This is a genomic window from Flavobacterium sufflavum (genome assembly GCF_004016525.1).
GTDB classification, from domain to species: Bacteria; Bacteroidota; Bacteroidia; order Flavobacteriales; family Flavobacteriaceae; genus Flavobacterium; species Flavobacterium sufflavum.
Window position 1 is genome coordinate 162,332 of record NZ_SACJ01000005.1, and the last position, 22,935, is coordinate 185,266.

Genomic DNA, 22,935 nt, shown 5'->3' on the forward strand with positions numbered 1-22,935 from the left:
GAATTACGCAAATTAATACGAATTGTACGAATGGATTCTGATAGTAAAATACTTTTTAAGGAAGAAAGTTTTAGAATTATTGGAGCCTGTATGAAAGTTCATCGTTCATTAGGTGCTGGATTTCTGGAAGCTGTTTATGAGGAAGCGTTGGAGAAAGAATTTCTAATCCAAAATATTCCTTTTAAAAGGCAACAAAAATTAGAATTATATTATGATAATGAGAAATTGAATAAGTATTATCGAGCAGATTTTATTTGTTATGATACTATTATTTTAGAAATAAAAGCGGTGACCCATATTCCGGATGCATTTTATGGACAGTTGCATAATTATTTAAAATGTACCAATATGGAATTAGGAATGTCGATTAATTTTGGCATGCCCTCATTAACTTATAAAAGATTAATTAATTTGAAAAATTCGAATTAATTCGTAAAATTTGCAAAAAAAATGAAAGGAATTATACTAGCCGGTGGATCCGGTACCCGTTTGCACCCCTTAACATTGGCAATGAGTAAACAAATGATGCCGGTGTATGATAAGCCAATGATTTATTATCCGTTATCTACTTTGATGATGGCGGGAATCCATGAGATTTTAATTATCTCTACCCCTCATGATTTGCCTAATTTCAAAAAATTATTGGGTGATGGTTCTAATATAGGTTGTCAATTCAGTTATGCAGAGCAGGCGATACCCAACGGATTGGCACAGGCTTTTGTTATTGGCGAAGAATTCATTGGAGACGATAGCGTAGCCCTGGTTTTAGGAGATAATATTTTCTTTGGAGCAAATATGCATGAATTGTTACAGTCGAATACTAATCCTGAAGGAGGAGTAGTTTTTGCTTATCATGTTTCGGATCCGGAGCGTTATGGGGTGGTAGAATTTGATGAGAATCACAAGGCACTTTCGATTGAAGAAAAACCATTGAAACCTAAATCAAATTACGCAGTACCGGGTTTATATTTTTATGACAATTCGGTGGTAGAAATAGCTAAAAATATTCAACCTAGTGCAAGAGGAGAATATGAAATCACCGATGTAAATAAAGTCTATTTAGAAAAAGAAAAGTTAAAAGTGGGTATTTTAAGCCGCGGTACCGCCTGGTTGGATACAGGTACTTTTAACAGTTTAATGCAAGCAGGTCAATTTGTACAGGTTATTGAAGAGCGTCAGGGGCTGAAAGTAGGCTGTATCGAAGAAATAGCCTGGAGACAAGGATTTATCACCGACAAACAACTTAAAGGCTTAGCCGAACCTTTGAAAAAATCAGGCTATGGTGAGTATCTGTTGGGTTTGTTAAAGCATAAGAGTTATTAGTTGTCAATCATCAGTGTTTAGTTAATATAACAAGACACCATTCATTATTTTCATATTATGCAATACCTTATATTGTTTGTATTATTTTTAGTTATTGAACTCCTTTATTTCAAAATTGCAGATCGATACAATATTATAGATAAACCTAATTCCAGATCTTCGCATACTTCGATTACCTTACGTGGTGGTGGAATTATCTTTCCGATAGCTTTAAGTATAGCATTTTTTATGGGATATGTTTCTTGGGAAATAACTTTGGCTGTGATTTTGGTGGCCGTGGTTAGTTTTATTGATGACATCAAGCCATTGTCGCAATTACCTCGTTTTGGCTCACATATTGTGGCTGTTGGTTTAGTTTTTTATGATTTAAACCTATTTGTAGAGCCATTATGGTTAGTTCCTATTCTATTTGTATTCCTAATAGGTTGGGTAAATGCATTTAATTTTATGGATGGGATTAATGGCATAACGGTTTTATATGCTCTAACGGCCATAATCAGTTTTTCTTTTTTAGCTGTGCATCAGTCGCAATTACCATTACTTATTACGATGGGCTTATCCTGTATTGTTTTTGGTATCTTTAACGTTCGCAAAAAGGCTAAGACCTTTGCCGGGGATGTTGGAAGTATCAGTATGGCACTTTTATTGGGGTATTTTATGATTAAAACGATTATCTATTCCGGACAATTGGGGTATATTCTTTTCTTTTCGGTTTATGGAATTGATGCAGTTATTACTATTTTCAACCGAATCAAAAAGAAAGAAAATATATTCCAGCCACACCGTTCACATCTGTATCAATATCTGGCTAATGAAATGGGGTATTCTCATATTTTAGTTTCCTGTATTTATGCAGTGCTTCAATTACTGATAAATACAGTTGTTATTTATATGGATAGCCAAGGGAATTTAAGCCTATTGTTTGCTGTGGGTATTTTGTTTTTTCTGACGTTTATTTATATGTTAGTTCGGCAGTTTGTTGTTCGAAAAATGGTTTTGGGGAATTCTTAATGCTGTTTTAGGACAGTAGGGATTCAATCACTTGATAAATTAAGGAAGGGTTAAGCTTTAGCTTACTAAAAGTTATATTGTATTGATATCAATGACTTTTTTTATCAAAAGTGAAAAATTAGACTTACCAATTTTCTTTTTTGCTTGATCAAAAAAGAAACAAAAAAATCAAGTCTGAACTTTCTCGTCGGTCAAATTAGTTTTCGAATACTAAAAGAAAAGAACTCGCTACGCTCAAACAGCTTTTCTTTTTACGTATTCTTCAAACATTTGACACTCGACTGCGGAAGTTAAGGACAGTTTTGATTCTTGTAAATAATAACAATTTGATTTATAGGATGTATAAAAACGTCGTTTTATAGAGCTTTTTTTAAAATGATGTTCTGAACTGACAGTTCTAGATACCTCGTGGTTTTCTCAATTTTAGTTGTTTTTCCTCTAGTGTTTTTTATTTTTATAAGATGTCTGAGAATAAAATATGGCTTTCTCCTCCCCATATGGGAGACAGTGAACTGAAGTACATTCAAGAGGCATTTGATACCAATTGGATTGCTCCGGTGGGAGCTAATATTGATGCATTCGAACAGGATTTAGAGGCTTATTTAGGTTCCCGTCATGTGGTTCTTTTAAATTCCGGTACGGCAGCCCTTCATTTGGGATTGGTACTTTTAGGGGTTCAGGCAGGAGATGAGGTAATTTGTCAGAGTATGACTTTTGCTGCTTCGGCAAATCCTATTCTGTATCAGGGAGCAATTCCTGTCTTTGTTGACAGTGAAGCGGAAAGCTGGAATCTGTGCCCTATTGCCCTTGAGGAAGCTATTGTGGATAGAATAGCTAAAGGTAAAAAACCAAAAGCTATTATAGCGGTGCATCTATATGGTGTTCCTTATAAAATAGAAGCGATAAGAACCGTTGCTGGTAAATATGAAATTCCCATTTTAGAAGACAGTGCAGAAGCCTTAGGGAGTAGTTATAAAGGTCAAAAGTGTGGTGCTTTTGGTGATATAGCTATTTTTTCTTTTAATGGAAGTAAAATCATTACGACTTCCGGAGGTGGGGCATTGATTACTTCTTCGAAATTATTAAAAGACAGGGCACTGTTTTTGGCTACACAAGCTAAAGATGACGCTCCTTACTACCAACATAGTGAACTTGGCTATAATTACAGAATGAGTAATATCTGTGCCGGTATTGGTAGGGGACAGATGGAAGTTTTAGATTCCCGTATCGATTTAAGAAGGAGCATGCACGAATTTTATGTGGAATTATTCGCAGCTATTGATGGAGTTGACGTTTTTATTGTGCCTAATGACGATTATTTTGCCAATTATTGGCTGAGTACCATTCTAATTGATTCTAAAATCACCAATGGTATTAGTGGTGAAACCTTGAGACTTGCCTTTAAAGAAGCTAATATTGAATCGCGGCCTTTGTGGAAACCCATGCACTTACAGCCTGTTTTTTCTTCTTATCCTTATTATGGCAGTACTGTTGCAGAATCTCTTTTCAAAAAGGGGCTTTGTTTACCATCCGGATCGAATTTAACCAACGATGACCGAATGCGAATTAAAACGGTTGTTTTAGAATTATTTAAACAATAAACATAAAGCATTTTTTTTGATGACAGGATGAGAATGCTTTAGCTAATTATTTCGCTTTTTTTCTGTTTGTAAAATAGAATGGGTTTATTCTGTTTTATTAATTTATTATATATTATTTTTGCTTTTTGATAACAGGAGTAATCTTTAAAAAAAAATATAGGTTTTGAGTAAGACTAAAAATTCTGGTGCAGGCTTTGTAGATCCTGACTTTTTTTCAAGAGAAAATTTAATACTTAATATACGTAATTTAAGTTATCTGCCAAGATGGATTGTTGTGGGTATTGATTTAATCGTACTCATAGCCAGTTTTTTGTTTACAAAATTGATTATTAACGGTGTAGGTTTACATTATATCAGTTTTGAGAACAAAATACCTTATGTCTGTTTTTTGATAGGGATGAATGTTTTCTCCTTTTGGGTTTTTAGAACTTACGCAGGAATCATCAGGCATTCTTCTTATACCGATGCCATAAAGTTATTGTTTTCCCAAATTTCAGTCTTAGTCTTTTTTGTTACTTTAAATTTTGTTTTTCAATTGTTTTATGGATACAAAATTTATCTGAACACAGCACTTTTTATTAATATGGTGCTTTCTTTTTGCGGTTTGTTCATGTATCGTGTAGTAATCAAACAAGTTTTTGAACATTTTTTTTCGGAAAGGAATGATGTCAAATTGCCTAGGACGATTATTTATGGAACAGATGCCAATGCACTTTCGGTAGCAAAGGCTTTAAAATTAGAAGTGCCTACCCGATTCAAAATTGTCGGATTTGTAGATAAGAACAGTCAGAATTCATCTAAGAGAATGATGGATTTACCTATTCTAATCCAGAAAAAAAAGCTTCCTACCCTGATGCGTTCTATAGGTGCCGAGGGTGTGATTATTGCCGATAAAAGTTTATCAAAGGAAGAGCGATTGGTTATTGTTGAACAATGTTTAGAATTCAATTACAAGGTATATATTGTTCCTTTAATTACCGATTGGGAAAATCAAAAAGAGATTTCTCAAAAAGTAAAAAGTATCCAAATTGAAGATTTATTGGATAGAAAACCTATTGTTTTAGATGGTAAAGCAATTTCGAAACAGCTAAAAGACAAAACTGTTTTAATTACCGGAGCTGCAGGATCTATAGGTAGTGAAATAGTCAGACAGGTAATACTTTTTAAACCTAAAAAAATTGTTGCAGTAGACCAAGCTGAAACTCCTTTACATAATTTGTGTTTGGAGTTAAACAATTTGGATACTCCTGTTGATATTGTAACAGTAGTAGCCGATATTAGGAATAAAGATGCTATGAGTATTGTTTTTAGTCATTATCAGCCGGAAGTGGTTTATCATGCCGCAGCTTATAAGCATGTGCCTTTAATGGAAGCCAATCCTTCACAAGCCATTCTGACTAATGTTGAAGGAACTAAAAATATAGCTGATTTGGCATGCCTATTCAAAGTAAAGAGTTTTGTTATGGTTTCTACTGATAAAGCCGTAAATCCTAGTAATGTAATGGGAGCCAGTAAGCGTATTGCTGAGAAATACGTACAGTCTTTACAGTTAAAATCCAATGCTGACAGAAATGCTAAGAGTACTAAGTTTATTACCACGCGATTCGGTAATGTTTTAGGTTCTAATGGTTCAGTAGTGCCTTTGTTTACCAAACAAATTGCTGCTGGAGGCCCTATAACAATCACCCATCCTGAAATTATCAGATATTTCATGACCATTCCTGAGGCTTGCCAGTTGGTTTTAGAGGCAGGTGCTATGGGTAAAGGAGGAGAAATCTACATCTTTGATATGGGGAAACCAGTTAAGATTATCGATCTGGCTCGAAAAATGATTAAACTTGCCGGTTTCATTCCCGATGAAGATATTAAAATAAAGATTGTAGGTTTGCGACCAGGTGAAAAGTTGTATGAAGAACTGTTGAATGATACTTCAAAAACAATTCCGACCCACCATCATAAAATTATGATTGCCGAAGAAATTCAGGAAGAATTTGAAATTCTGCACGATGAAATAGAAGAACTTATTACCATTTCTAATTTTCATAAAAAAGACGCTATTGTAGCTAAAATGAAGAAGATTGTTCCTGAGTTCAAGAGTATGAATTCAACTTATGAGGTACTGGATAAATAAGTTGCTAAGTGTTTTTTAACCACAAAGTCCACAAAGCTTTTCGCGAAGTTTACTAAGTTTTGTCGATAAAGATTTTAAAAAATAATTTACGTCCCGATAGCTATCGGGATTGCGGCGGAAATATTTAACCACAAAATTTACAAAGCATTTCACAAAGTCTTTTATATATTTTAAAACCATATAAGAGATTTAAAATAATTTAGTTTTAGACTTATATGTACTTTTAAGTAAACTATTTTCAAAGTTAATAAAAAACTTATATGACTTATATGGTGAAAAATTAACCGCATAAGTCGCAAAAGTATAACCACAAAGATTTTAAAAAATAATTCGAGTATTCGTGGCTGATTTTTTTAATTCAATTTAAAAAACTGATTATTCGCAATAACTTCTTTCAGCGGACTCAAATCTTTTATTTTTACTTTTTGATCAAAGGCTTTAATGTGATTATCGTGATGCACATCAGAGCCTACATAATCATACATTCCTTTTTTTAGTAGTTGTTCTGCTATTTTAGCAATATTCTCCCCATAATAACCTACTACAGCCAGCAAGTTGAGTTGAAATAAACAGCCCGCTTTTTTGAGCTTCCCGTATTCATTAAAATTTTTATGATAAAATAAATAACGTTCCGGATGTGCCAAAACGGGAATGTAACCTGCTATTTGTAAGTCAAATAATATCGAGTACAGTTGGATAGGAGCGTTGATATATGACATTTCTACTAGCACATAATTATCCTTCAGAGTCAATAAATCATGTGATTGAAACAAACTGACAAACTGATCATCCATTAAATATTCTGCCGCAGCCTGAAAAGGCATATCGATATTGTTTTTTCTCAGTTCGAGTATCGTATTGTTCTTATTTGCGATAATTTGCTCATCGGTATTCTCCCAAACATACTGAATAATATGTGGGGTAGTAATTATTTGCGTTATTCCGATTTTTTGTAACGCCTGAGTTAAACGCAAAGAATCTTCAAAAGTTTTTGCCCCATCATCAATTCCTGGCAGAAGATGAGAATGGATATCAACGTGATTATTGGGGATAAGATCCTTAAGAAGCGGTTTGGATTTGAAAAGTGTAAGCATATTGTAAATATAGGAAAAAGAAGTTAGAAGTTGGAGGAGGGAAGTTAGAAGTGACAGTCAGCAGAATTTAGAATACAGAACGCAGTCGAGTTTGTCAACTCGAGCGGAGTCGAGAGGCACAACTCACAACTCACAACCCATAACTCACAACAGACAACGTTTAATAAAGTAGAATTTTACTATAGTAAAAGCTTTTTTGACCATATTTTTATGTTGCTGGTCGGTTATATTTGGTTAGACTAATGATAGGGTAGTATATTTAACCATATAATTCGATAAAGGCTTGTAGTATAAAATGGAACAAACAGATAAATATGAAGAGGATTGGTTGTTTGAAATCACACCCAAGAACAGATTTTTCTCGTTTAATCTCAAAGAAGTCTGGCAGTACCGTGATTTGTTGTTGCTATTTGTGAAACGGGACGTGGTAACAGTATACAAACAAACGGTTTTGGGACCACTTTGGTATTTGATTCAGCCTTTGTTTACTTCGATTACTTTTACCATTATCTTTAATACTGTGGCGGGTATCGAAACCGGAACTGTGCCGCCTTTTTTGTTTAATCTGGCCGGAATCACAGTGTGGAACTATTTCACAGCCTGTCTCAACGGAACTTCTAATACTTTTGCGTCTAATGCAGGCATTTTTGGGAAAGTATATTTTCCAAGGCTGATTGTGCCGCTCTCGGTGGTGATTTCCAATTTGTTGAAGTTTGGAATCCAGTTTTTTATTTTCATTGCTTTTTATCTTTATTTTTATTGTAGCGGAGCGGCCATAAGTCTCAATCCTTTGGTGCTATTCTTCCCTTTTTTAGTAGTTATGATGGGGATTTTAGGCTTGGGTTTAGGGATGATTATTTCGTCATTGGTGACTAAATACCGTGATTTTAGCTATTTAATTGGATTTGGAGTTCAATTATTGATGTATCTTTCTGCGGTGGTGTATCCTATGGCACTGATTTCTGAAAAAATGCCTAAATACGCCTGGTTGATTCATTACAATCCTTTGGCTTATATAATTGAAACCGCCCGATATTTATTATTAGATATTGGTCAGATTTCAATTCCAGGTTTGGCTTATACTTTTGTGTTAATCATTTTGTTGTTCTTTATAGGATTGCTTATTTTTAATCGAACAGAGAAAAATTTTATTGATACGGTGTAGAAACAGTTGTGAGTTCTTAGAAGTCTTACAACCCATAACTCAAAACATAAAAAAATGAGTGATTTTAAAAGCTATAAAGATTTAGATATTTACAATAATGGTATGAACCTGTTCTTAGCATTACATCCACAGACTTTAAAATTACCTAAATACGAATTGTATGAATTGGGTAGCCAACTCAGACGTTCATCTGATAGTGTGGTTTCTAATATTGTTGAAGGATATGGTAGAAGAAAATATAAAGCAGATTTTATTCGGTTTTTAGTTTTTTCACATGCCAGTTGTTTAGAAACAATCAATCATATTTTTAAAATCCCACAATTATATAGTGAATTGAAAGGTGATTTTGAACCTTTTATTCAATATTATGAACATTTAGGAGGTAAGATTTTTAATTTTATCAGTTACGTTGAAAAGAATTGGAAGTAGAAACTATGAGTTGTGAGTTTTTATTAGTCTCACAACTCACAACTCACAAAAAATAATATAAAGTATGTCCCACAACCCACAACTCACAACTCACAACAGAGATATTATTCTAAAAGCCGAAAATATTTCTAAACAATACCGACTGGGGGTAGTAGGGACAGGTACGCTGACTCACGACTTAAATCGATGGTGGCATCGCATTCGTGGGAAAGAAGATCCATATTTGAAGATTGGAGAAACTAATGACCGTACTACTAAAGGCGAAAGTGATTATGTATGGGCTTTGCAGGATATTAATTTTGAGGTAGAGCGTGGAGAGGTCTTGGGAATTATCGGTAAAAACGGAGCCGGAAAATCTACCTTGCTAAAAATACTTTCTAAGGTGACCGCTCCTACTACGGGAACCATCAAGTCACGTGGACGTATTGCATCGTTACTGGAAGTAGGAACCGGTTTTAATGGCGAATTAACGGGACGTGAAAATGTGTATCTTAACGGCGCCATTCTGGGAATGACCAAAAAAGAAATTACCGCTAAACTTGATGAAATTATTGATTTCTCGGGTTGTGAACGTTACATTGATACACCAGTAAAGAGATATAGTTCTGGAATGACAGTTCGTCTCGCTTTTGCGGTAGCCGCCTTCCTGGAACCTGAAATTTTAGTAATTGATGAGGTGTTGGCCGTGGGAGATGCCGAGTTTCAAAAAAAAGCCATTGGCAAGATGCAGGATATTTCTAAAGGTGAAGGAAGGACAGTGTTGTTTGTGAGCCATAATATGGCAGCGGTGAAGAGCTTGTGTACAAGGGGAATAGTTTTGGAGCATGGGAAGGTGGTTTTTGAGGGGGGGATTGAAAATGCAGTAAGTTACTATTTGAGTGGATCAAATGTAGGTTCATTAAGTAGTAAAAAATTTGACAATGAATTTGATAAAGAGATTTTTAGACTTAATGAAATAAGCTTAAAAGGTGAAAATGAAAATAGAGTTATAGCGGAAGATACTGTTATTGATCTTGTCACAGATATAACTTTTAAAAGTGAGGATGCACATAGATATCACTTAACCTATCATCTGTATAATGAATTGGGAGAAGCTATGTTTTCATTCCACCATTCATTTGATGATTCTGTGATTTTAAAAAAAGGGGAAAATTTGATTAGCTGTAAATTTCCAAAACATTTTTTTCAGCCGGGTAATTTTAGCTTGTCACTTTTTGTTGTTGAAGATAAAAAAAGTTTTGTATTTTCAGAAAGTGATATTATCACCTTTACCGTTGTTGATGGAAAGAGGGATTTAGGTGTCTATATGGGCAGAGAGCCAGGATCCATAAAACCACAGTTTGAGTGGTCTTTAAAAAATTAATTATGATTAACGTAACCAAAACTTTTTTTCCACCGATAGAAGAGTATAACAAGCAAATAAAAAGGGCTTGGGATAATCAATGGCTTACGAATAGAGGGGAATTGGTATTGGAACTGGAAGAAAAGTTAAAACAATATTTAACCGTTTCTAATATTATCATTACTACCAATGGAACTATTCCATTGCAGATTGCCTTGAAATTATTGGGTAATAATGGAGAAATTATAACGACACCTTTTAGTTATGTAGCGGGTACAGCGGCAATTGTTTGGCAAAATAGCACACCTGTTTTTGTAGACATTCATCCTGAGTATTTGACGATTGATGAAACTAAAATTGAAGCAGCGATTACTGATAAAACGACGGCTATTTTGGCGACACATGTTTTTGGAAATCCTTGCCATGTTGAGGCTATAGAAAATATTGCACAAAAATATAATTTAAAAGTGATTTATGATGCGGCACATTGTTTTGGAGTAAAATATAAAGAGCAATCTATTTTTGATTATGGAGATGTAAGTACCTGTAGTTTTCATGCTACCAAGCTTTTTCATACAGGCGAAGGCGGAGCAATGTTTACAAATGATACTAATTTACGACATCAATTGTTTTACAGTCATAATTTCGGGCATAACGGGCCTTTGGCTTTTCATGGTCTAGGAATTAATGCTAAAATGTCTGAATTGCAAGCGGCTATGGGATTGGCAGTTTTGCCTTATATGGAGACTATAATTGCAGGTAGAAAAAAAGTAATCAATTATTATAATGGGTATCTTGATTTTTCAAAGCTGAAGGCTTTAAAAATAAGAGAAAACACACATTGGAATTATAGTTATTATCCTGTTATTTTTGAAACCGAAGTGCAATTACTTAAGGTATTACAACAGTTAAAAGAATACAAAATCATGCCGAGACGGTATTTTTATCCTGCACTGAATACACTTCATTATGTTTCCAGTGTTCCAATGCCTATTTCAGAAAGTATTGCATCAAGGATAATGTGTTTGCCTTTGTACGTAGATTTATCAGAAGAAGAATTGAAAAAAATTTCTCAAATAATAAATACAAGTATATGTTAATTGTAGGAGCCAAAGGATTTGCGAAAGAAGTTTTAGAAGTAGTACATCAATTAAACGATTTAGAAAATTTGGTGTTTTATGATGATGTGAATACAGATATACCAGAAAAATTATTTGGACGATTTCCTGTTTTAAGAAATCTTGAACAGGCAGCAAATTATTTTAAAGCTTACGATAATCGTTTTACAATAGGAATTGGAAATCCAGTTTTAAGAAGGACGTTATTAGATAAGTTTGAGGCAATAGGAGGTGTGTTTTTAAGTACAATAAGTCCATTAGCACGAATCGGAAATTTTGGGAACACTATTGAAGATGGGTGTAATATTATGACAGGAACAGTAATTACATCTGATATTGTTATTAGAAAAGGAACATTAATTAATTTAAATTGCACTGTAGGACACGATAGTCTAATAGGGAATTTTGTAGAGATGTCGCCAGGAGTACATGTTTCAGGAAATTGTATAATTGGTGATTATTCTGTATTGGGGACTAACGTGACAGTTTTACCAAAAGTGAAAATCGGAAAAAATGTTATTGTAGGTGCTGGTTCTGTCGTTACTAAAGATGTACCAGATAATAGTTTGATAGTAGGAGTACCGGCTGTTATTAAAAAAGAATTAATCCCTTTAGAATTTTAAGATGAATCATAAACCTTTAGTTAGTGTAGTAATGATAACTTATGGCCACGAAAATTATATACGTGAAGCCATAGAAGGTGTACTCATGCAGGAATGTGATTTTTGTATTGAATTAATCATTGCTAATGATGCATCACCTGATTCTACAGATGAAATTATTCAAACTTTAATTGAAAGTCATCTTAAGAGTACTTGGATTAAGTATGTAAAACATGAAAAAAATATAGGAATGATGCCTAATTTTATTTATGCTTTACAACAGTGCGAAGGCAAGTACATCGCCCTTTGCGACGGAGATGATTACTGGATAGATTCTTTGAAATTACGAAAACAGGTAGATTTTTTGGAGACTAATTCAGAGTATGCTTATTGTGGTCATAAGTCATCTACAAATTGTGAGGGTGTAATTAATAAATTGCCTTTAGAAGTAAAGAGTTTTAGCTTTAAGGAGTTAATATTCGAAAACTTTTTAAATACTAGTACATTACTTATTAGGAAGTCAGTTATAAAGGATTTACCTGATTTTTTTGGTACAATTACTGCGGGAGATTGGGCTTTACAATTAATTGCTGTTAAAAATAGTAAGGCTTATATATTGCCTGATTATATGAGTGTATATAGAATACATGAAAATGGCGTTTGGAGTAGTTTAGATAATAAAATAAAATGTTTGAAAGGGGTTCAGACACAAGAAATATTTAAAGAATTTTATTCAGATAAAGCATCAATTTATATAATTGATAAAGCAATTAAAGAAAGGAAAAAAAGATTTGGTTCGGTTAAAATTTCTTGTTTTAAAAAAATAATGAAAAAAATTAAATCAAAATTAAACAATAAATACTTTTGAAAGATTTTACTAAAATAGAATTTACTATTGAAAATTTAGATAGATACTATATTCGTACTTATATTTTTAATGCCATAAAAGATACGCTACCTCAATTCAAAGGTAGTTTATTGGATATAGGTTGTGGAAAGATGCCTTATGAAAATTATATTTTAGAAAATAGTAAAGTTGATAAATATGTTGGGCTAGATATAGAAGGAGCTTTAGAATACGATAAAAAGATCAAACCTGATTTTGCTTGGGATGGACAAATCATGCCTTTTGAAGACAATTGTTTTGAATGTGCGTTTGGGACAGAGGTTTTAGAACATTGTCCTGACCCTAAAGTTACGTTAAAAGAAGTTTTTCGAGTTTTAAAACCCAAGGGGGTTTTTTTCTTTACAGTTCCTTTTTTATGGAATTTACATGAAGTGCCCCATGACGAATATAGATATACTCCATTTTCATTAAAGCGGCATTTAGAGGATTCTGGATTTAGAGAAATTGAGATAAAAGCTACTGGTGGTTGGCATGCGTCAATGGCTCAAATGTTAGGTTTGTGGGTGAGAAGAAGTCCAATGACAAATAGAAAACGATATTGGTTGTCATTGTTTTTGAAGCCCGTTATTAAGTTTTTAATAAAAATGGATAAAAATACTCAGGTAAAATTTGTCGAAGGGCAAATGATAACTGGATTATATGGTATCGCAAAAAAATAATTTTTATGAATGTGAATAAAAATATTGCAATTGCAACGATTAATAAAAATGCATATTCAGAGACTTTTATTAAAACCCAAATTGATTTTTTGCCAGCAAAGTTAGTTTTGTATGGTGGTTGGTTACCTATCTATTATGAGAATAATAAGCAAATAAAAAATAAGTATAAAGCAAAACTTAATGAATTATTTAGGTTGTTTTTTAAAAAAAAAATATTTAGTCATGTTCCTGATTATGTTTCGCTTTTGAAAAAAAATAAAATTGATGTTGTTTTGGCTCAGTATGGACCAGCAGGAGTACATTTGTTAGATGTATGTAATAAGGCAAAAATTCCTTTGGTTGTCCATTTTCATGGATTTGATGCTAGTGATAATGATACCTTAAATCATTATGCACAAGGATATCAAAAAATGTTCAAGCAAGCACATAAAATTATTGCAGTTTCTCAGACAATGAAATCAAAATTAATTTCTTTGGGTTGTCCGGAAAATAAAATAGCATTGATTACCTATGGACCGAACAATTTATTTTTTGATAATAACCCGATTTTTGAATCTAATACCTTTTTTGCCATCGGAAGGTTTGTAGATAAGAAAGCACCATATTTAACTCTTATGGCATTTAATGAACTTCTTAAAGAAATCCCTAAGGCTAAATTGAAAATGGCAGGAAGTGGTGAGCTTTTAAATACATGTAAAAACATGGTTAAAGCATGGGGAATTGAGAAGAATGTGACTTTTCTTGGAGTAATCAAACCCGAGGAAACTATTAGACATATGGAAAGTGCTATTGCATTTGTGCAACATTCTGTGGTCGCTGATAATGGAGACAGTGAGGGAACCCCTGTAGCTATTCTTGAAGCACAGGCAGCCGGATTGCCTGTTATTTCTACTTTTCATGCAGGAATACCTGATGTTGTGATTGATGAAGAAACTGGTTTTTTAGTGCAGGAGACAGATATCTTTGCTATGAAGGATGCCATGATTAAAATAATTAGTAATAAGGAGTTGGCAAAAAAGATGGGAGACAATGGGAGAGAACGGATAAAGAAAGAATTTACCATGGATGACTATATTAATAAATTAAGAGTTGTTTTGAATGAGTAAAATATTAGCCCCAATAGTTCTCTTTACATATAATCGTCCTTTACATACCCAGCAAATTCTGAATTCTCTTGCTGAAAATTTAGAAGCAAAAGATAGTATATTATATATTTTCTGTGATGGGACTAAAGAAAATGTTGATGCAGATGGTTTATTTAAGATAAATAAAGTAAGAGATATATGTAAAAATGAAAATAGATTTAAGAAAGTAATTATTACTTATCAAAATAAAAACAAAGGCTTAGCCAATTCTATTATAGATGGAGTAACTCAAGTTGTAAATAGTTATGGAAAAGTTATTGTTTTAGAGGATGATTTAATTTTGTCAAAATTTTTCTTATCCTATATGAACGATGCGTTAGATCGTTATGAGACTAATTTGTCTGTGGGACAAATTGGGTCTTGTAATTTTTTTGCATGTGGGAAAAAATATCCGAATTATTTTTTTGTTCCTTTACCAGATTGTTTGGGATGGGCTACATGGAAAGATAGATGGAGATTTTTTAATTCCAATGTTGATGAACTTAAGGAGAAATTAGAAAATAATGAATCAAAAAAAAATATATTTAATGCTTATGGTTCATACAATTTTACAGAAATGCTTGAGCAACAAAAAGAAGGAAAGGTCGATTCATGGGCTATTCGTTGGCAAGCTGTTTGTGTTTTAAATGGTTGGTTAACACTTTATCCAAATCCATCTATGACTAATCATATTGAATCAGAAGAAGCAACCCATGCTAATTTAAATATTATCCCCCCAATTTCAATTAAAAAGCCTAATTTTAATACAATCGATGTTAATGAAATAGATTTGGTAATCAAGGCATTTAAATTAGGATATTCAGGTAAAGGAAATTATTTTGGTAAAGAAAAAAGAAAGTATAAAAAAGAAAGAATAAAAAAAATAGTCAAGTTATTTATACCTCCTATTGTTTTTGTTCTTTGGAGAAAAATATTTAAATGATTGAAAATATTAAGCATAATTACATACAGTTAGCCATTATAATTCGTTCGAGTTATAACAAAGAAGGCATCGAATTTTTTACGGATGATAATGATTCGCAACAATTGGGATATATGAATAGACCAAAGGATTATATTATTCCTCCACATCGCCACAATATAGTTCCTCGTGAGGTGCATCTTACCCAAGAAGTGCTTTATATAAAAAGCGGAAAAGTGAGAGTTGATTTTTATGATAATGAACAAAATTATGTCCAAAGTACAATAGTTGAAAAGGGTGACGTAATTTTACTGTCGGACGGAGGTCATGGTTTTAAAATGTTGGAAGCCTCCGAAATCATAGAAGTAAAACAAGGTCCTTATTGTGGAGAACGGGATAAAGTGCGCTTTGATACTGTAAAAGAGGAACAAATACTATTAAAATAATTATGGATAATTTTAAACAGTACAGTCAGTATTACGATTTGCTTTATCAGGATAAAAAGTATAAAGCTGAAGCAGATTATGTATATAATTCTCTGAAATCAATCAATTCTGAGTTGTTGACTGTTTTGGAATTGGGGTGCGGTAGTGGTAATCATGCCACTTTTTTAGTTGCAAATGGAATGAAGATAACCGGTTTGGATCGAAGTGAAACGATGGTTGATGAAGCAAAGTCTAAAAACATTCCTAATTTTAGCCCAATTAAAGCCGATGTGACACATTTTAAGTTAAATCAAACTTTCGACGCCGCAATTTCGTTGTTTCATGTGATGAGTTATCTCACGGACAATAAATCTTTAATTAACTGTTTGAAATCAGTTTATGACCATTTAAAACCGGGCGGTTTATTTTTATTTGATGTTTGGTTTACGCCTGCGGTGTATAGTCAAAAACCGGAAACCAGAATAAAAAGATTAGAAGATAATCGTATTTCAATTGTTAGAATTGCTGAATCGGTCTGTGATGTTTCTAAAAATATTGTAAACGTTAATTTCGAAGTTCTGATTAAAGATAAAGTGACCAATCAACTTGATATAATCAAAGAGGTGCATCCGATGCGTCATTTTTCAATTCCGGAACTAGAACTTTTGGCAAAAATCACAGGTTTTGAATTAGTGAAAACTGAAGAGTTTCTTACACAGGAGATGCCTTCAGAAAAAACATGGGCTATATGTGTCCTATTTAAAAAGAAATTGAATTAAGATTATGATAGCTGTTAATACACCTCTCTTATCCGGAAATGAATTAAAATATGTAACCGAATGTATTGAAACTGGGTGGATATCATCAGAAGGATCTTTTGTCACTAAGTTTGAAACGGAATTTGCTCAATATGTTAATCGAAAGCACGGAATAGCCGTTTCTAATGGTTCGGCGGCCTTGGATATTGCAGTGAAGGCACTGGGTTTGGGTAAGGGGGATGAGGTGATTATGCCAACATTTACTATTATTTCTCCAGTACAATCTGTGGTTACAGCAGGAGCAACTCCGGTATTGGTTGACAGTGATCCAATAACATGGAATATGGATGTTGATCAGATTGAAGCAAAAATAACGAAAGAGACTAAAGCAATTTTAGTGGTTCATATTTACGGATTGCCAGTTGATATGGATCCTATCTTGGAATTATGCAAAAAGTATAATTTAAAATTGATTGAGGATGCTGCCGAAATGCATGGGCAAACATACAAAGGGCAAATGTGTGGAAGTTTTGGAGATATTAGTATTTTTAGTTTTTATCCCAACAAGCATATCACAACAGGAGAAGGCGGAATGATAGTTTGTAATGACGACAGTATTGCCGAAAAATGTAAAAAGTTGAGGAACTTAGCTTTTGAGCAGCAAGGCAGACGATTTATTCATCATGAAATAGGTTGGAATTACAGAATGACTAATCTTCAGGCAGCTTTGGGAGTTGCTCAATTGGAAAAAATGGATTATCACATACAAAGGAAACGAGAAATTGGTAAATTGTATAGAGAAGGGTTGAAAGATTTAAAAGGATTTCAGCTTCCTTTAGAGAGAACATCTTCCTCTGAAAATATATATTGGGTGTTTGGTTTGGTTGCTGAAACTGAAGTGCAACAAGAAGCTATGGTCAAAAGACTTAATGATGCTAAAATAGGCACACGTCCTTTTTTTTGGTGTATGCATGAGCAACCTGTTTTTATAAAAATGGGATTGTTTGAAAATGAAAATTACCCCGTAGCTGAAAAGTTAGCCCGAAACGGATTTTATATACCTAGTGGGTTGGGATTGAGAAATGAAGAAATTGCTAAGGTTATATCTGTAATAATTTAGGAGATTAATGTCAAAAAAAATTGGATTAATATTTTGGGATGGATGGTTAGGAATTGCACCGACATTAATATCACTGATTGAATATTTTTCAGAGAAAGATCATCATGTTTTTGTTTATCTGAGGGATGATGACGAATTTGATTTATCAATAATTGAAACTTTCCATAAAGAGAGGGTCACGGTTTATAGGATTTCATCAAAAGGTGATTTTTTGAAAAAAAAAATTATCGATACTGTTATAAGGATTCTTAGAAAAATTAAAAACAGTCATTGGATTTCGGTAGACAGATTTAATCAAATTTTATTTAATTCAGAACAATTAAAATCATATTTAGATATTTTAAACTATTCAAAACAAATAAGGAAGAGACAAGAAAAATATCTTGATTTTATATTTTGTGTAGATACTCTGGGGCTTTTTGCACATAAAAAAAGTAAAATGAGATCGGGAAAAATAATAAATCTTTCCTTGGAGTTATTGTATGAATTAAAGAGTGATAAAGAATGGTTGAATAAAGTGATTAAGAAAAATGAAAGATATTATCTGAAGGAAAAGGTTTTGCTTACTCTTATACAAGACAACTTTAGATGGTCGATTTATAAAAGAATTAATCATGTAGTAGGAGATAATTTTTTATTATTACCGAATTCAGCTAGAATGAATTCAGAAAATGAAAAAATACAAAAAAGTGATTTTTTCTATAAAAAGTTTAATTTAGATCCTGAAACTATCATAGTCTTATCAGCAGGCATGATTTGCGATGAGGTATGTAGCCATGAAATTGCACAAGTTATAGGGAACTATAATTTTAAAAATAAAACAAAAATCATTTTTCACAATAGAATTCAAAATGATACAATCCGTCAATTATATATAGAAAAAGTTAGAATTGTAGGTAAAGATAATCTTTGTTTATCATTAGATCCGGTATTGTTTTCAGAGTTGCATACTATCTTTAATTCGGCTCAAATAGGTTTAGTTATATATGATACGGATAATGGAGATGAGAATTTTAGTTCAATTGGCGCTGCTTCGGGTAAATTATACCAGTACATAAAATATGGTTTGCCAATAATAGCTTCAAGATTAGAAGGTTTAGAAAAAATAGTTGCCGAATACGACTTGGGTGTAATAGTTAATAGTCCAATTGAAATTCCTTTGGCAATAGAGAGAATTAATTCAAATTATCAATATTACAGTAACAATGCGAGAATGGCATTTGAAAAAAAGTTGAATATTGATATCTATTTAGATGCTTTAAATGAGTTAATTTGATGTTGCTTAGTTAGCAGATTGGAAAAAATAAACCCTCCTAGGTTTGTTTATGAAACGAAGAATTATATATCGAATAGAAAAGTATACTTAAAAACTATTATAAAAAAATAAATGCTTAAGTTATCAATAATTACCATCAATTATAATAATGCATCCGGTCTTCAAAGAACGGTTGAAAGCGTTATATCACAACGCTATTCTGATATGGAATATATAGTTGTTGATGGCGATTCTACTGATGATAGTGTTTCAGTAATAAAAAAACATGAGTCATCTATTGATAAATGGGTTAGCGAAAAAGATAATGGTATTTATAACGCATTGAATAAAGGGATTCAAATGGCAACTGGAGATTATTTGTTGTTTTTGAATAGTGGAGACCATTTCTATGATTCTGATATCTTGTATAAAATTCAGCATCATATTAGAGAAAGAGATTTGATTGCTTTTGATATTCATATGTTGGGACTAGGTCATGATTTTATCCATAAACATCCTGATGAATTGTTGTTTTCTTTTCTTTTTGAGGAGACATTTGCGCATCAATCTGTATTTATAAAACGTAGTCTGTTTGATAAGATTGGATTATATGATGAAAACCTTAAGATAGTAGCCGATTGGAAGTTCTTTATTCATGCAGTTGCTTCTGGATGTTCTTATAAAAGTGTTCATGAAGTACTTACGGTATTTTATTTTGACGGTATAAGTTCTACAGCAGAAGGTACTTTTCTTAGAAGAAAAGAAAGAGAAAGTGTTTTGAAATCGGAGTTCTCAATTTTTTACAAAGATTATATTGAATTAAGAAAACTAAAAATGAACCGATTTAAAATGTTGTCAGAAATAGAAAAAACAACATTTGGAAAAAAGACAATGTCTGTTATTTTTAGAATATATATTCTTTTGTTTTCAAAAAAGAAATTGGAAGATATAATCAATTAAAGTATGAGCATACCTAAAATAATTCATTACTGTTGGTTCGGAAATAATCATAAATCACAAGTTTTTCATGATTGTTTAGCTTCTTGGAAGGCATTTTGTCCAGATTTTGAAATTAAAGAATGGAATGAAAGGAACACGAAGCAATTTGAAAACTCCTTTTACAAGAATGCTTTGCGAAAAAAAAAATATGCTTTTGTTGCCGATTATATTCGTGCTAAAGTATTGTATGAAGAGGGAGGAGTTTATTTAGATACCGATATGCTTTTATTAAAGCCAATTGATTTTTTATTGCAATATAAATTTTTTATAGGTGAAGAAGTGCAGGGTAGAGTTGCTTTTGGTCTATTCGGTTCTGTTGCCAAACATCGTTTTTTAAAGCAAATGATAGATTTTTACAATCAGACCGAATTCAATGTTTTTTCTCCTCCTATCATCACTCATACTTTTAGTCCCCTAATCAATAAAGAGACTTTGGCTGAAGGCGAAAAAAATTTAGATTCCATTTATTTTTATCCTTTACCGTATGAAAATCGGTTAGAGAATTATACTGGTTTTATTCAACCTGAAAGCTATGCGGTACATTTATGGGATCATTCCTGGGGGAAATCAGATAAAGCGGGACTGTTGCTGTTACTTAAGAATTTAAAGGAAGTCATAGTTGATTATATTTTTTATAATTATTCATTTCCTTACTTTAAGCGATATTCAAGGGAGTTTTCCAGAAAAATATATCATATTATAGTAAGTAAAAAGCAATACTTATGAAGGTTTTGCACATAACGAAATCCGCAAAAGGAGGAGCAGGTATTGCTGCAAAAAGGCTGCATGATGCATTATGTGAAAACGGTGTGCAATCGGGGTTTTTAAGCTCTAATTTGACTATTGGGTTTAATAATCAAATAATAAATGATTCTTTTTTTACTTATCGAAAGCCATCTCTGTTAAAGAAGGTTTATTTAAAAGTGATGGGTTTATTTTTTTCTAGTCAGTGTCAAAAAGTAATTTTTCGATTACAAAAGATTGAAGAAATGTTGGAATGCGAAATAGTAAGCCTGCCTTTTGGTAATTATAAACTCCATGAACATCCCTTGGTTAAAGAAGCTGATATTATTAATCTGCATTGGGTTGGAGATTTTATTGATTTTCCAAGTTTTTTTAAAAACTTTACAAAACCGATTGTCTGGACATTACACGATATGAATCCCTTTCAGGGGATTTTTCATTATATGAATGACCAGGATAGAAATAATCAGATTGCAGGTCAGTTTGATAAAGAAATGAAGCAGATTAAAAAAAGTGCAATTCAGTCTGTCAAAAATGGAACAATAGTTTCTCCTTCCCAATGGCTACTGAACGAAGCCCGAAAAAGTGAGTTTTTTTTTAATTGGGGAGGAAGATGCATTCCCAATTCCATCAATTTAGAAATCTTTAATCAAAAAGATAAATTAGCCCTAAGGAAAGAGAAAAATATTGGGGGTAATGAATTTGTTATTCTTTTCGCTGCCGATAGTATTAAAAGTTACAGAAAAGGTTTTGATTTACTCAGGAACGCATTGTTGAAGCTGAAAGATATAGAGATAACGGTTTTGACTATTGGTAAAGGGGATATTCCTGTTATTGATACGGTAAAATTGATATCTTTAGGGGAAATAAGTTCTTCTTCTGAAATGGCTGAATGTTATAGTATGGCTGATGTTTTTGTCTTACCAAGTAGAGAAGATAATTTACCAAATGTGATGTTGGAAGCTTTTGCTTGTGGAACTCCAATTATTGGATTTAATACTGGAGGAATTGCAGAACATACAATTGAAAACCTTACAGGAATTTTGGCAGATGAAATGATAGCCCAGTCTTTGGCAAATGCTATAGCAAAGTTTTATGATACAAGGAATGATTATAGTAGGTCAGTCATCAGAAAGTATGCAGAAGAAAAATTTAGTTATGAAAATCAAGCACGTTCTTATATGAGAATTTATAAATCAATTTCTGGATAGATGAAATACAATCAATGGGTGGTAATAAAAGTACTTCAGTTTTTAAGGAGAGTCTATGGGAAAATAATTGGTAGAAAAAGAAGATTTTTTTTAAATCAACAGCTACCTCAATATATGTCTCAGGATTCTTCAGATTTGATAAAGAAATATATCGAATCGGATAGTCCTTGTATGATTGCCAGATTTGGAAGTGTAGAGTTAGATTGTTTAGATTTCTATAAAATAATTAAAACTTCAACGTTAAATAAATATATAAAATATATTAAAGGAGATATTGATTCGGTTGATTGGCAAGAAGATTTGATTTGTAAAATGCAGAATAATGCTGGTTTTTTTCCAGCAAATAATGAAAATCTTGAAAAATTTTCTGAATTAATACTCAATGAAATTAAAAATGTAGATGTTTTGGGGTCTTGGTTGGATAAGGAAAATAATTTCAATAAAGAGTTAGCCCATGTCAAAACTGTAAATTTATTAGATTTAGAGCCTTATTATCATGAAGATCCTTGGAGTTTAAGTTTAAAAGGAAAAACAGTTTTAATTATACATCCTTTTGTTGATAGCATAAAAGTTCAATATTCTAAAAGGGATTTATTGTTTAAAAATAAAAACATTTTACCTGATTTTAATCTAAAAACGTATAAGCCTATACAGTCTTTAGCGGGGAATCATGAGAATGTTGATTTTAGTGATTGGTTTCGGGCTTTAGAATTTATGGAAAATGAAATTAAAGCAATTGAATTTGATATAGCTATAATTGGATGTGGAGCTTATGGTTTTCCATTGGCTAGTTTTATTAAAAAAATGGGAAAAAAAAGTATTCATTTAGGAGGTGCCACTCAAATTTTATTTGGTATTATTGGAAAACGTTGGGAGCTTGAATATGATATGTCTAATTTTTTTAATGAAAATTGGATTAGACCTAATACGAATGAAAAACTAAAGAATTTTGATAAAGTAGAAAATGGTTGTTATTGGTAAATAGAATTTAATCG

23 protein-coding genes are annotated in these 22,935 nt (G+C 32.4%); 22 read left to right on the top strand and 1 reads right to left on the bottom strand.

All coding sequences use genetic code 11. The annotated features are described in order from the left end of the window. The first annotated feature begins 30 nt into the window (after positions 1-30). From EOD40_RS10425 to EOD40_RS10445, 5 genes are all read left to right on the top strand, one after another. On the top strand, positions 31-429 hold the full coding sequence (locus EOD40_RS10425; protein WP_128195263.1) for a GxxExxY protein: 399 nt from the start codon (positions 31-33) through the stop codon (positions 427-429). 21 nt (positions 430-450) lie between these two features. Beyond that, positions 451-1,323, top strand: coding sequence for a glucose-1-phosphate thymidylyltransferase RfbA (gene rfbA, locus EOD40_RS10430; protein WP_128195265.1), 873 nt, complete (start codon positions 451-453; stop codon positions 1,321-1,323). 57 nt (positions 1,324-1,380) lie between these two features. Next, on the top strand, positions 1,381-2,334 hold the full coding sequence (locus tag EOD40_RS10435; RefSeq protein ID WP_128195267.1) for an MraY family glycosyltransferase: 954 nt from the start codon (positions 1,381-1,383) through the stop codon (positions 2,332-2,334). A gap of 461 nt (positions 2,335-2,795) precedes the next feature. After that, positions 2,796-3,935, top strand: a complete 1,140-nt coding sequence (locus tag EOD40_RS10440) for a DegT/DnrJ/EryC1/StrS family aminotransferase (RefSeq protein WP_128195269.1) — start codon at positions 2,796-2,798, stop codon at positions 3,933-3,935. Between the two features lie 163 nt (positions 3,936-4,098). Next, entirely contained in the window at positions 4,099-6,066 is a 1,968-nt protein-coding gene (locus EOD40_RS10445) for a polysaccharide biosynthesis protein (protein WP_128195271.1), read from the top strand. Positions 6,067-6,419: 353 nt separating this feature from the next. Here the strand turns inward: EOD40_RS10445 and EOD40_RS10450 are convergent, their stop codons facing one another. Next, positions 6,420-7,160 carry a tyrosine-protein phosphatase gene (locus EOD40_RS10450; protein WP_128195273.1) on the bottom strand — a complete coding sequence of 247 codons (741 nt, stop codon included), beginning with the start codon at positions 7,158-7,160 and terminating at the stop codon, positions 6,420-6,422. 295 nt (positions 7,161-7,455) lie between these two features. Between EOD40_RS10450 and EOD40_RS10455 the strand changes: the two genes are divergently transcribed. From EOD40_RS10455 to EOD40_RS10535, 17 genes are all read left to right on the top strand, one after another. Beyond that, positions 7,456-8,325 carry an ABC transporter permease gene (locus EOD40_RS10455; RefSeq protein WP_128195275.1) on the top strand — a complete coding sequence of 290 codons (870 nt, stop codon included), beginning with the start codon at positions 7,456-7,458 and terminating at the stop codon, positions 8,323-8,325. A gap of 54 nt (positions 8,326-8,379) precedes the next feature. After that, the gene (locus EOD40_RS10460; protein ID WP_128195277.1) at positions 8,380-8,754 is read left to right on the top strand and encodes a four helix bundle protein; all 375 of its coding nucleotides are present in this window, start codon (positions 8,380-8,382) and stop codon (positions 8,752-8,754) included. Positions 8,755-8,818: 64 nt separating this feature from the next. Further along, positions 8,819-10,117, top strand: coding sequence for an ABC transporter ATP-binding protein (locus EOD40_RS10465; RefSeq protein WP_128195279.1), 1,299 nt, complete (start codon positions 8,819-8,821; stop codon positions 10,115-10,117). A gap of 2 nt (positions 10,118-10,119) precedes the next feature. Beyond that, entirely contained in the window at positions 10,120-11,196 is a 1,077-nt protein-coding gene (locus EOD40_RS10470; RefSeq protein WP_128195281.1) for a DegT/DnrJ/EryC1/StrS family aminotransferase, read from the top strand. Next, positions 11,190-11,837 carry an acetyltransferase gene (locus tag EOD40_RS10475; RefSeq protein ID WP_128195283.1) on the top strand — a complete coding sequence of 216 codons (648 nt, stop codon included), beginning with the start codon at positions 11,190-11,192 and terminating at the stop codon, positions 11,835-11,837. The genes EOD40_RS10470 and EOD40_RS10475 overlap by 7 nt, the downstream gene beginning before the upstream one ends. A 1-nt stretch (position 11,838) precedes the next feature. Continuing rightward, positions 11,839-12,684, top strand: a complete 846-nt coding sequence (locus EOD40_RS10480; protein WP_128195285.1) for a glycosyltransferase family 2 protein — start codon at positions 11,839-11,841, stop codon at positions 12,682-12,684. Next, complete coding sequence (locus EOD40_RS10485) at positions 12,681-13,382, top strand: class I SAM-dependent methyltransferase (RefSeq protein WP_128195287.1); 702 nt, start codon at positions 12,681-12,683, stop codon at positions 13,380-13,382. Before EOD40_RS10480 ends, EOD40_RS10485 begins: the two co-directional genes overlap by 4 nt. A gap of 5 nt (positions 13,383-13,387) precedes the next feature. Continuing rightward, the gene (locus EOD40_RS10490) at positions 13,388-14,488 is read left to right on the top strand and encodes a glycosyltransferase (protein WP_128195289.1); all 1,101 of its coding nucleotides are present in this window, start codon (positions 13,388-13,390) and stop codon (positions 14,486-14,488) included. Then, positions 14,481-15,449 carry a glycosyltransferase gene (locus EOD40_RS10495; RefSeq protein WP_128195291.1) on the top strand — a complete coding sequence of 323 codons (969 nt, stop codon included), beginning with the start codon at positions 14,481-14,483 and terminating at the stop codon, positions 15,447-15,449. The genes EOD40_RS10490 and EOD40_RS10495 overlap by 8 nt, the downstream gene beginning before the upstream one ends. A gap of 113 nt (positions 15,450-15,562) precedes the next feature. After that, positions 15,563-15,874, top strand: coding sequence for a cupin domain-containing protein (locus EOD40_RS10500; protein ID WP_196781432.1), 312 nt, complete (start codon positions 15,563-15,565; stop codon positions 15,872-15,874). 2 nt (positions 15,875-15,876) lie between these two features. Then, a complete protein-coding gene (locus EOD40_RS10505) occupies positions 15,877-16,632 on the top strand; it encodes a class I SAM-dependent DNA methyltransferase (protein ID WP_128195295.1) in 756 nt (251 codons plus the stop codon). Positions 16,633-16,636: 4 nt separating this feature from the next. Further along, the gene (locus tag EOD40_RS10510; protein WP_196781433.1) at positions 16,637-17,731 is read left to right on the top strand and encodes a DegT/DnrJ/EryC1/StrS family aminotransferase; all 1,095 of its coding nucleotides are present in this window, start codon (positions 16,637-16,639) and stop codon (positions 17,729-17,731) included. 7 nt (positions 17,732-17,738) lie between these two features. After that, entirely contained in the window at positions 17,739-19,007 is a 1,269-nt protein-coding gene (locus EOD40_RS10515) for a glycosyltransferase family protein (protein ID WP_128195299.1), read from the top strand. Between the two features lie 111 nt (positions 19,008-19,118). Further along, the gene (locus EOD40_RS10520; protein WP_128195301.1) at positions 19,119-19,946 is read left to right on the top strand and encodes a glycosyltransferase family 2 protein; all 828 of its coding nucleotides are present in this window, start codon (positions 19,119-19,121) and stop codon (positions 19,944-19,946) included. A 3-nt stretch (positions 19,947-19,949) separates the two neighbouring features. Continuing rightward, entirely contained in the window at positions 19,950-20,711 is a 762-nt protein-coding gene (locus tag EOD40_RS10525; RefSeq protein WP_128195303.1) for a glycosyltransferase, read from the top strand. Further along, complete coding sequence (locus EOD40_RS10530) at positions 20,708-21,940, top strand: glycosyltransferase (RefSeq protein ID WP_128195305.1); 1,233 nt, start codon at positions 20,708-20,710, stop codon at positions 21,938-21,940. Before EOD40_RS10525 ends, EOD40_RS10530 begins: the two co-directional genes overlap by 4 nt. Then, positions 21,941-22,921 (top strand): hypothetical protein, encoded by a 981-nt coding sequence (locus EOD40_RS10535; protein ID WP_128195307.1) that lies wholly within the window; start codon positions 21,941-21,943, stop codon positions 22,919-22,921. Positions 22,922-22,935 lie beyond the last annotated feature (14 nt).

Bases quoted from the DNA above. Each gene is read 5' to 3' on its own strand.
- EOD40_RS10425 (WP_128195263.1), top strand. From the start codon at position 31: ATGGATTCTGATAGTAAAATACTTTTTAAGGAAGAAAGTTTTAGAATT.
- rfbA (WP_128195265.1), top strand. From the start codon at position 451: ATGAAAGGAATTATACTAGCCGGTGGATCCGGTACCCGTTTGCACCCC.
- EOD40_RS10435 (WP_128195267.1), top strand. From the start codon at position 1,381: ATGCAATACCTTATATTGTTTGTATTATTTTTAGTTATTGAACTCCTT.
- EOD40_RS10440 (WP_128195269.1), top strand. From the start codon at position 2,796: ATGTCTGAGAATAAAATATGGCTTTCTCCTCCCCATATGGGAGACAGT.
- EOD40_RS10450 (WP_128195273.1), bottom strand. From the start codon at position 7,160: ATGCTTACACTTTTCAAATCCAAACCGCTTCTTAAGGATCTTATCCCC.
- EOD40_RS10455 (WP_128195275.1), top strand. From the start codon at position 7,456: ATGGAACAAACAGATAAATATGAAGAGGATTGGTTGTTTGAAATCACA.
- EOD40_RS10460 (WP_128195277.1), top strand. From the start codon at position 8,380: ATGAGTGATTTTAAAAGCTATAAAGATTTAGATATTTACAATAATGGT.
- EOD40_RS10465 (WP_128195279.1), top strand. From the start codon at position 8,819: ATGTCCCACAACCCACAACTCACAACTCACAACAGAGATATTATTCTA.
- EOD40_RS10470 (WP_128195281.1), top strand. From the start codon at position 10,120: ATGATTAACGTAACCAAAACTTTTTTTCCACCGATAGAAGAGTATAAC.
- EOD40_RS10475 (WP_128195283.1), top strand. From the start codon at position 11,190: ATGTTAATTGTAGGAGCCAAAGGATTTGCGAAAGAAGTTTTAGAAGTA.
- EOD40_RS10480 (WP_128195285.1), top strand. From the start codon at position 11,839: ATGAATCATAAACCTTTAGTTAGTGTAGTAATGATAACTTATGGCCAC.
- EOD40_RS10490 (WP_128195289.1), top strand. From the start codon at position 13,388: ATGAATGTGAATAAAAATATTGCAATTGCAACGATTAATAAAAATGCA.
- EOD40_RS10495 (WP_128195291.1), top strand. From the start codon at position 14,481: ATGAGTAAAATATTAGCCCCAATAGTTCTCTTTACATATAATCGTCCT.
- EOD40_RS10500 (WP_196781432.1), top strand. From the start codon at position 15,563: ATGAATAGACCAAAGGATTATATTATTCCTCCACATCGCCACAATATA.
- EOD40_RS10505 (WP_128195295.1), top strand. From the start codon at position 15,877: ATGGATAATTTTAAACAGTACAGTCAGTATTACGATTTGCTTTATCAG.
- EOD40_RS10510 (WP_196781433.1), top strand. From the start codon at position 16,637: ATGATAGCTGTTAATACACCTCTCTTATCCGGAAATGAATTAAAATAT.
- EOD40_RS10515 (WP_128195299.1), top strand. From the start codon at position 17,739: ATGTCAAAAAAAATTGGATTAATATTTTGGGATGGATGGTTAGGAATT.
- EOD40_RS10520 (WP_128195301.1), top strand. From the start codon at position 19,119: ATGCTTAAGTTATCAATAATTACCATCAATTATAATAATGCATCCGGT.
- EOD40_RS10525 (WP_128195303.1), top strand. From the start codon at position 19,950: ATGAGCATACCTAAAATAATTCATTACTGTTGGTTCGGAAATAATCAT.
- EOD40_RS10530 (WP_128195305.1), top strand. From the start codon at position 20,708: ATGAAGGTTTTGCACATAACGAAATCCGCAAAAGGAGGAGCAGGTATT.
- EOD40_RS10535 (WP_128195307.1), top strand. From the start codon at position 21,941: ATGAAATACAATCAATGGGTGGTAATAAAAGTACTTCAGTTTTTAAGG.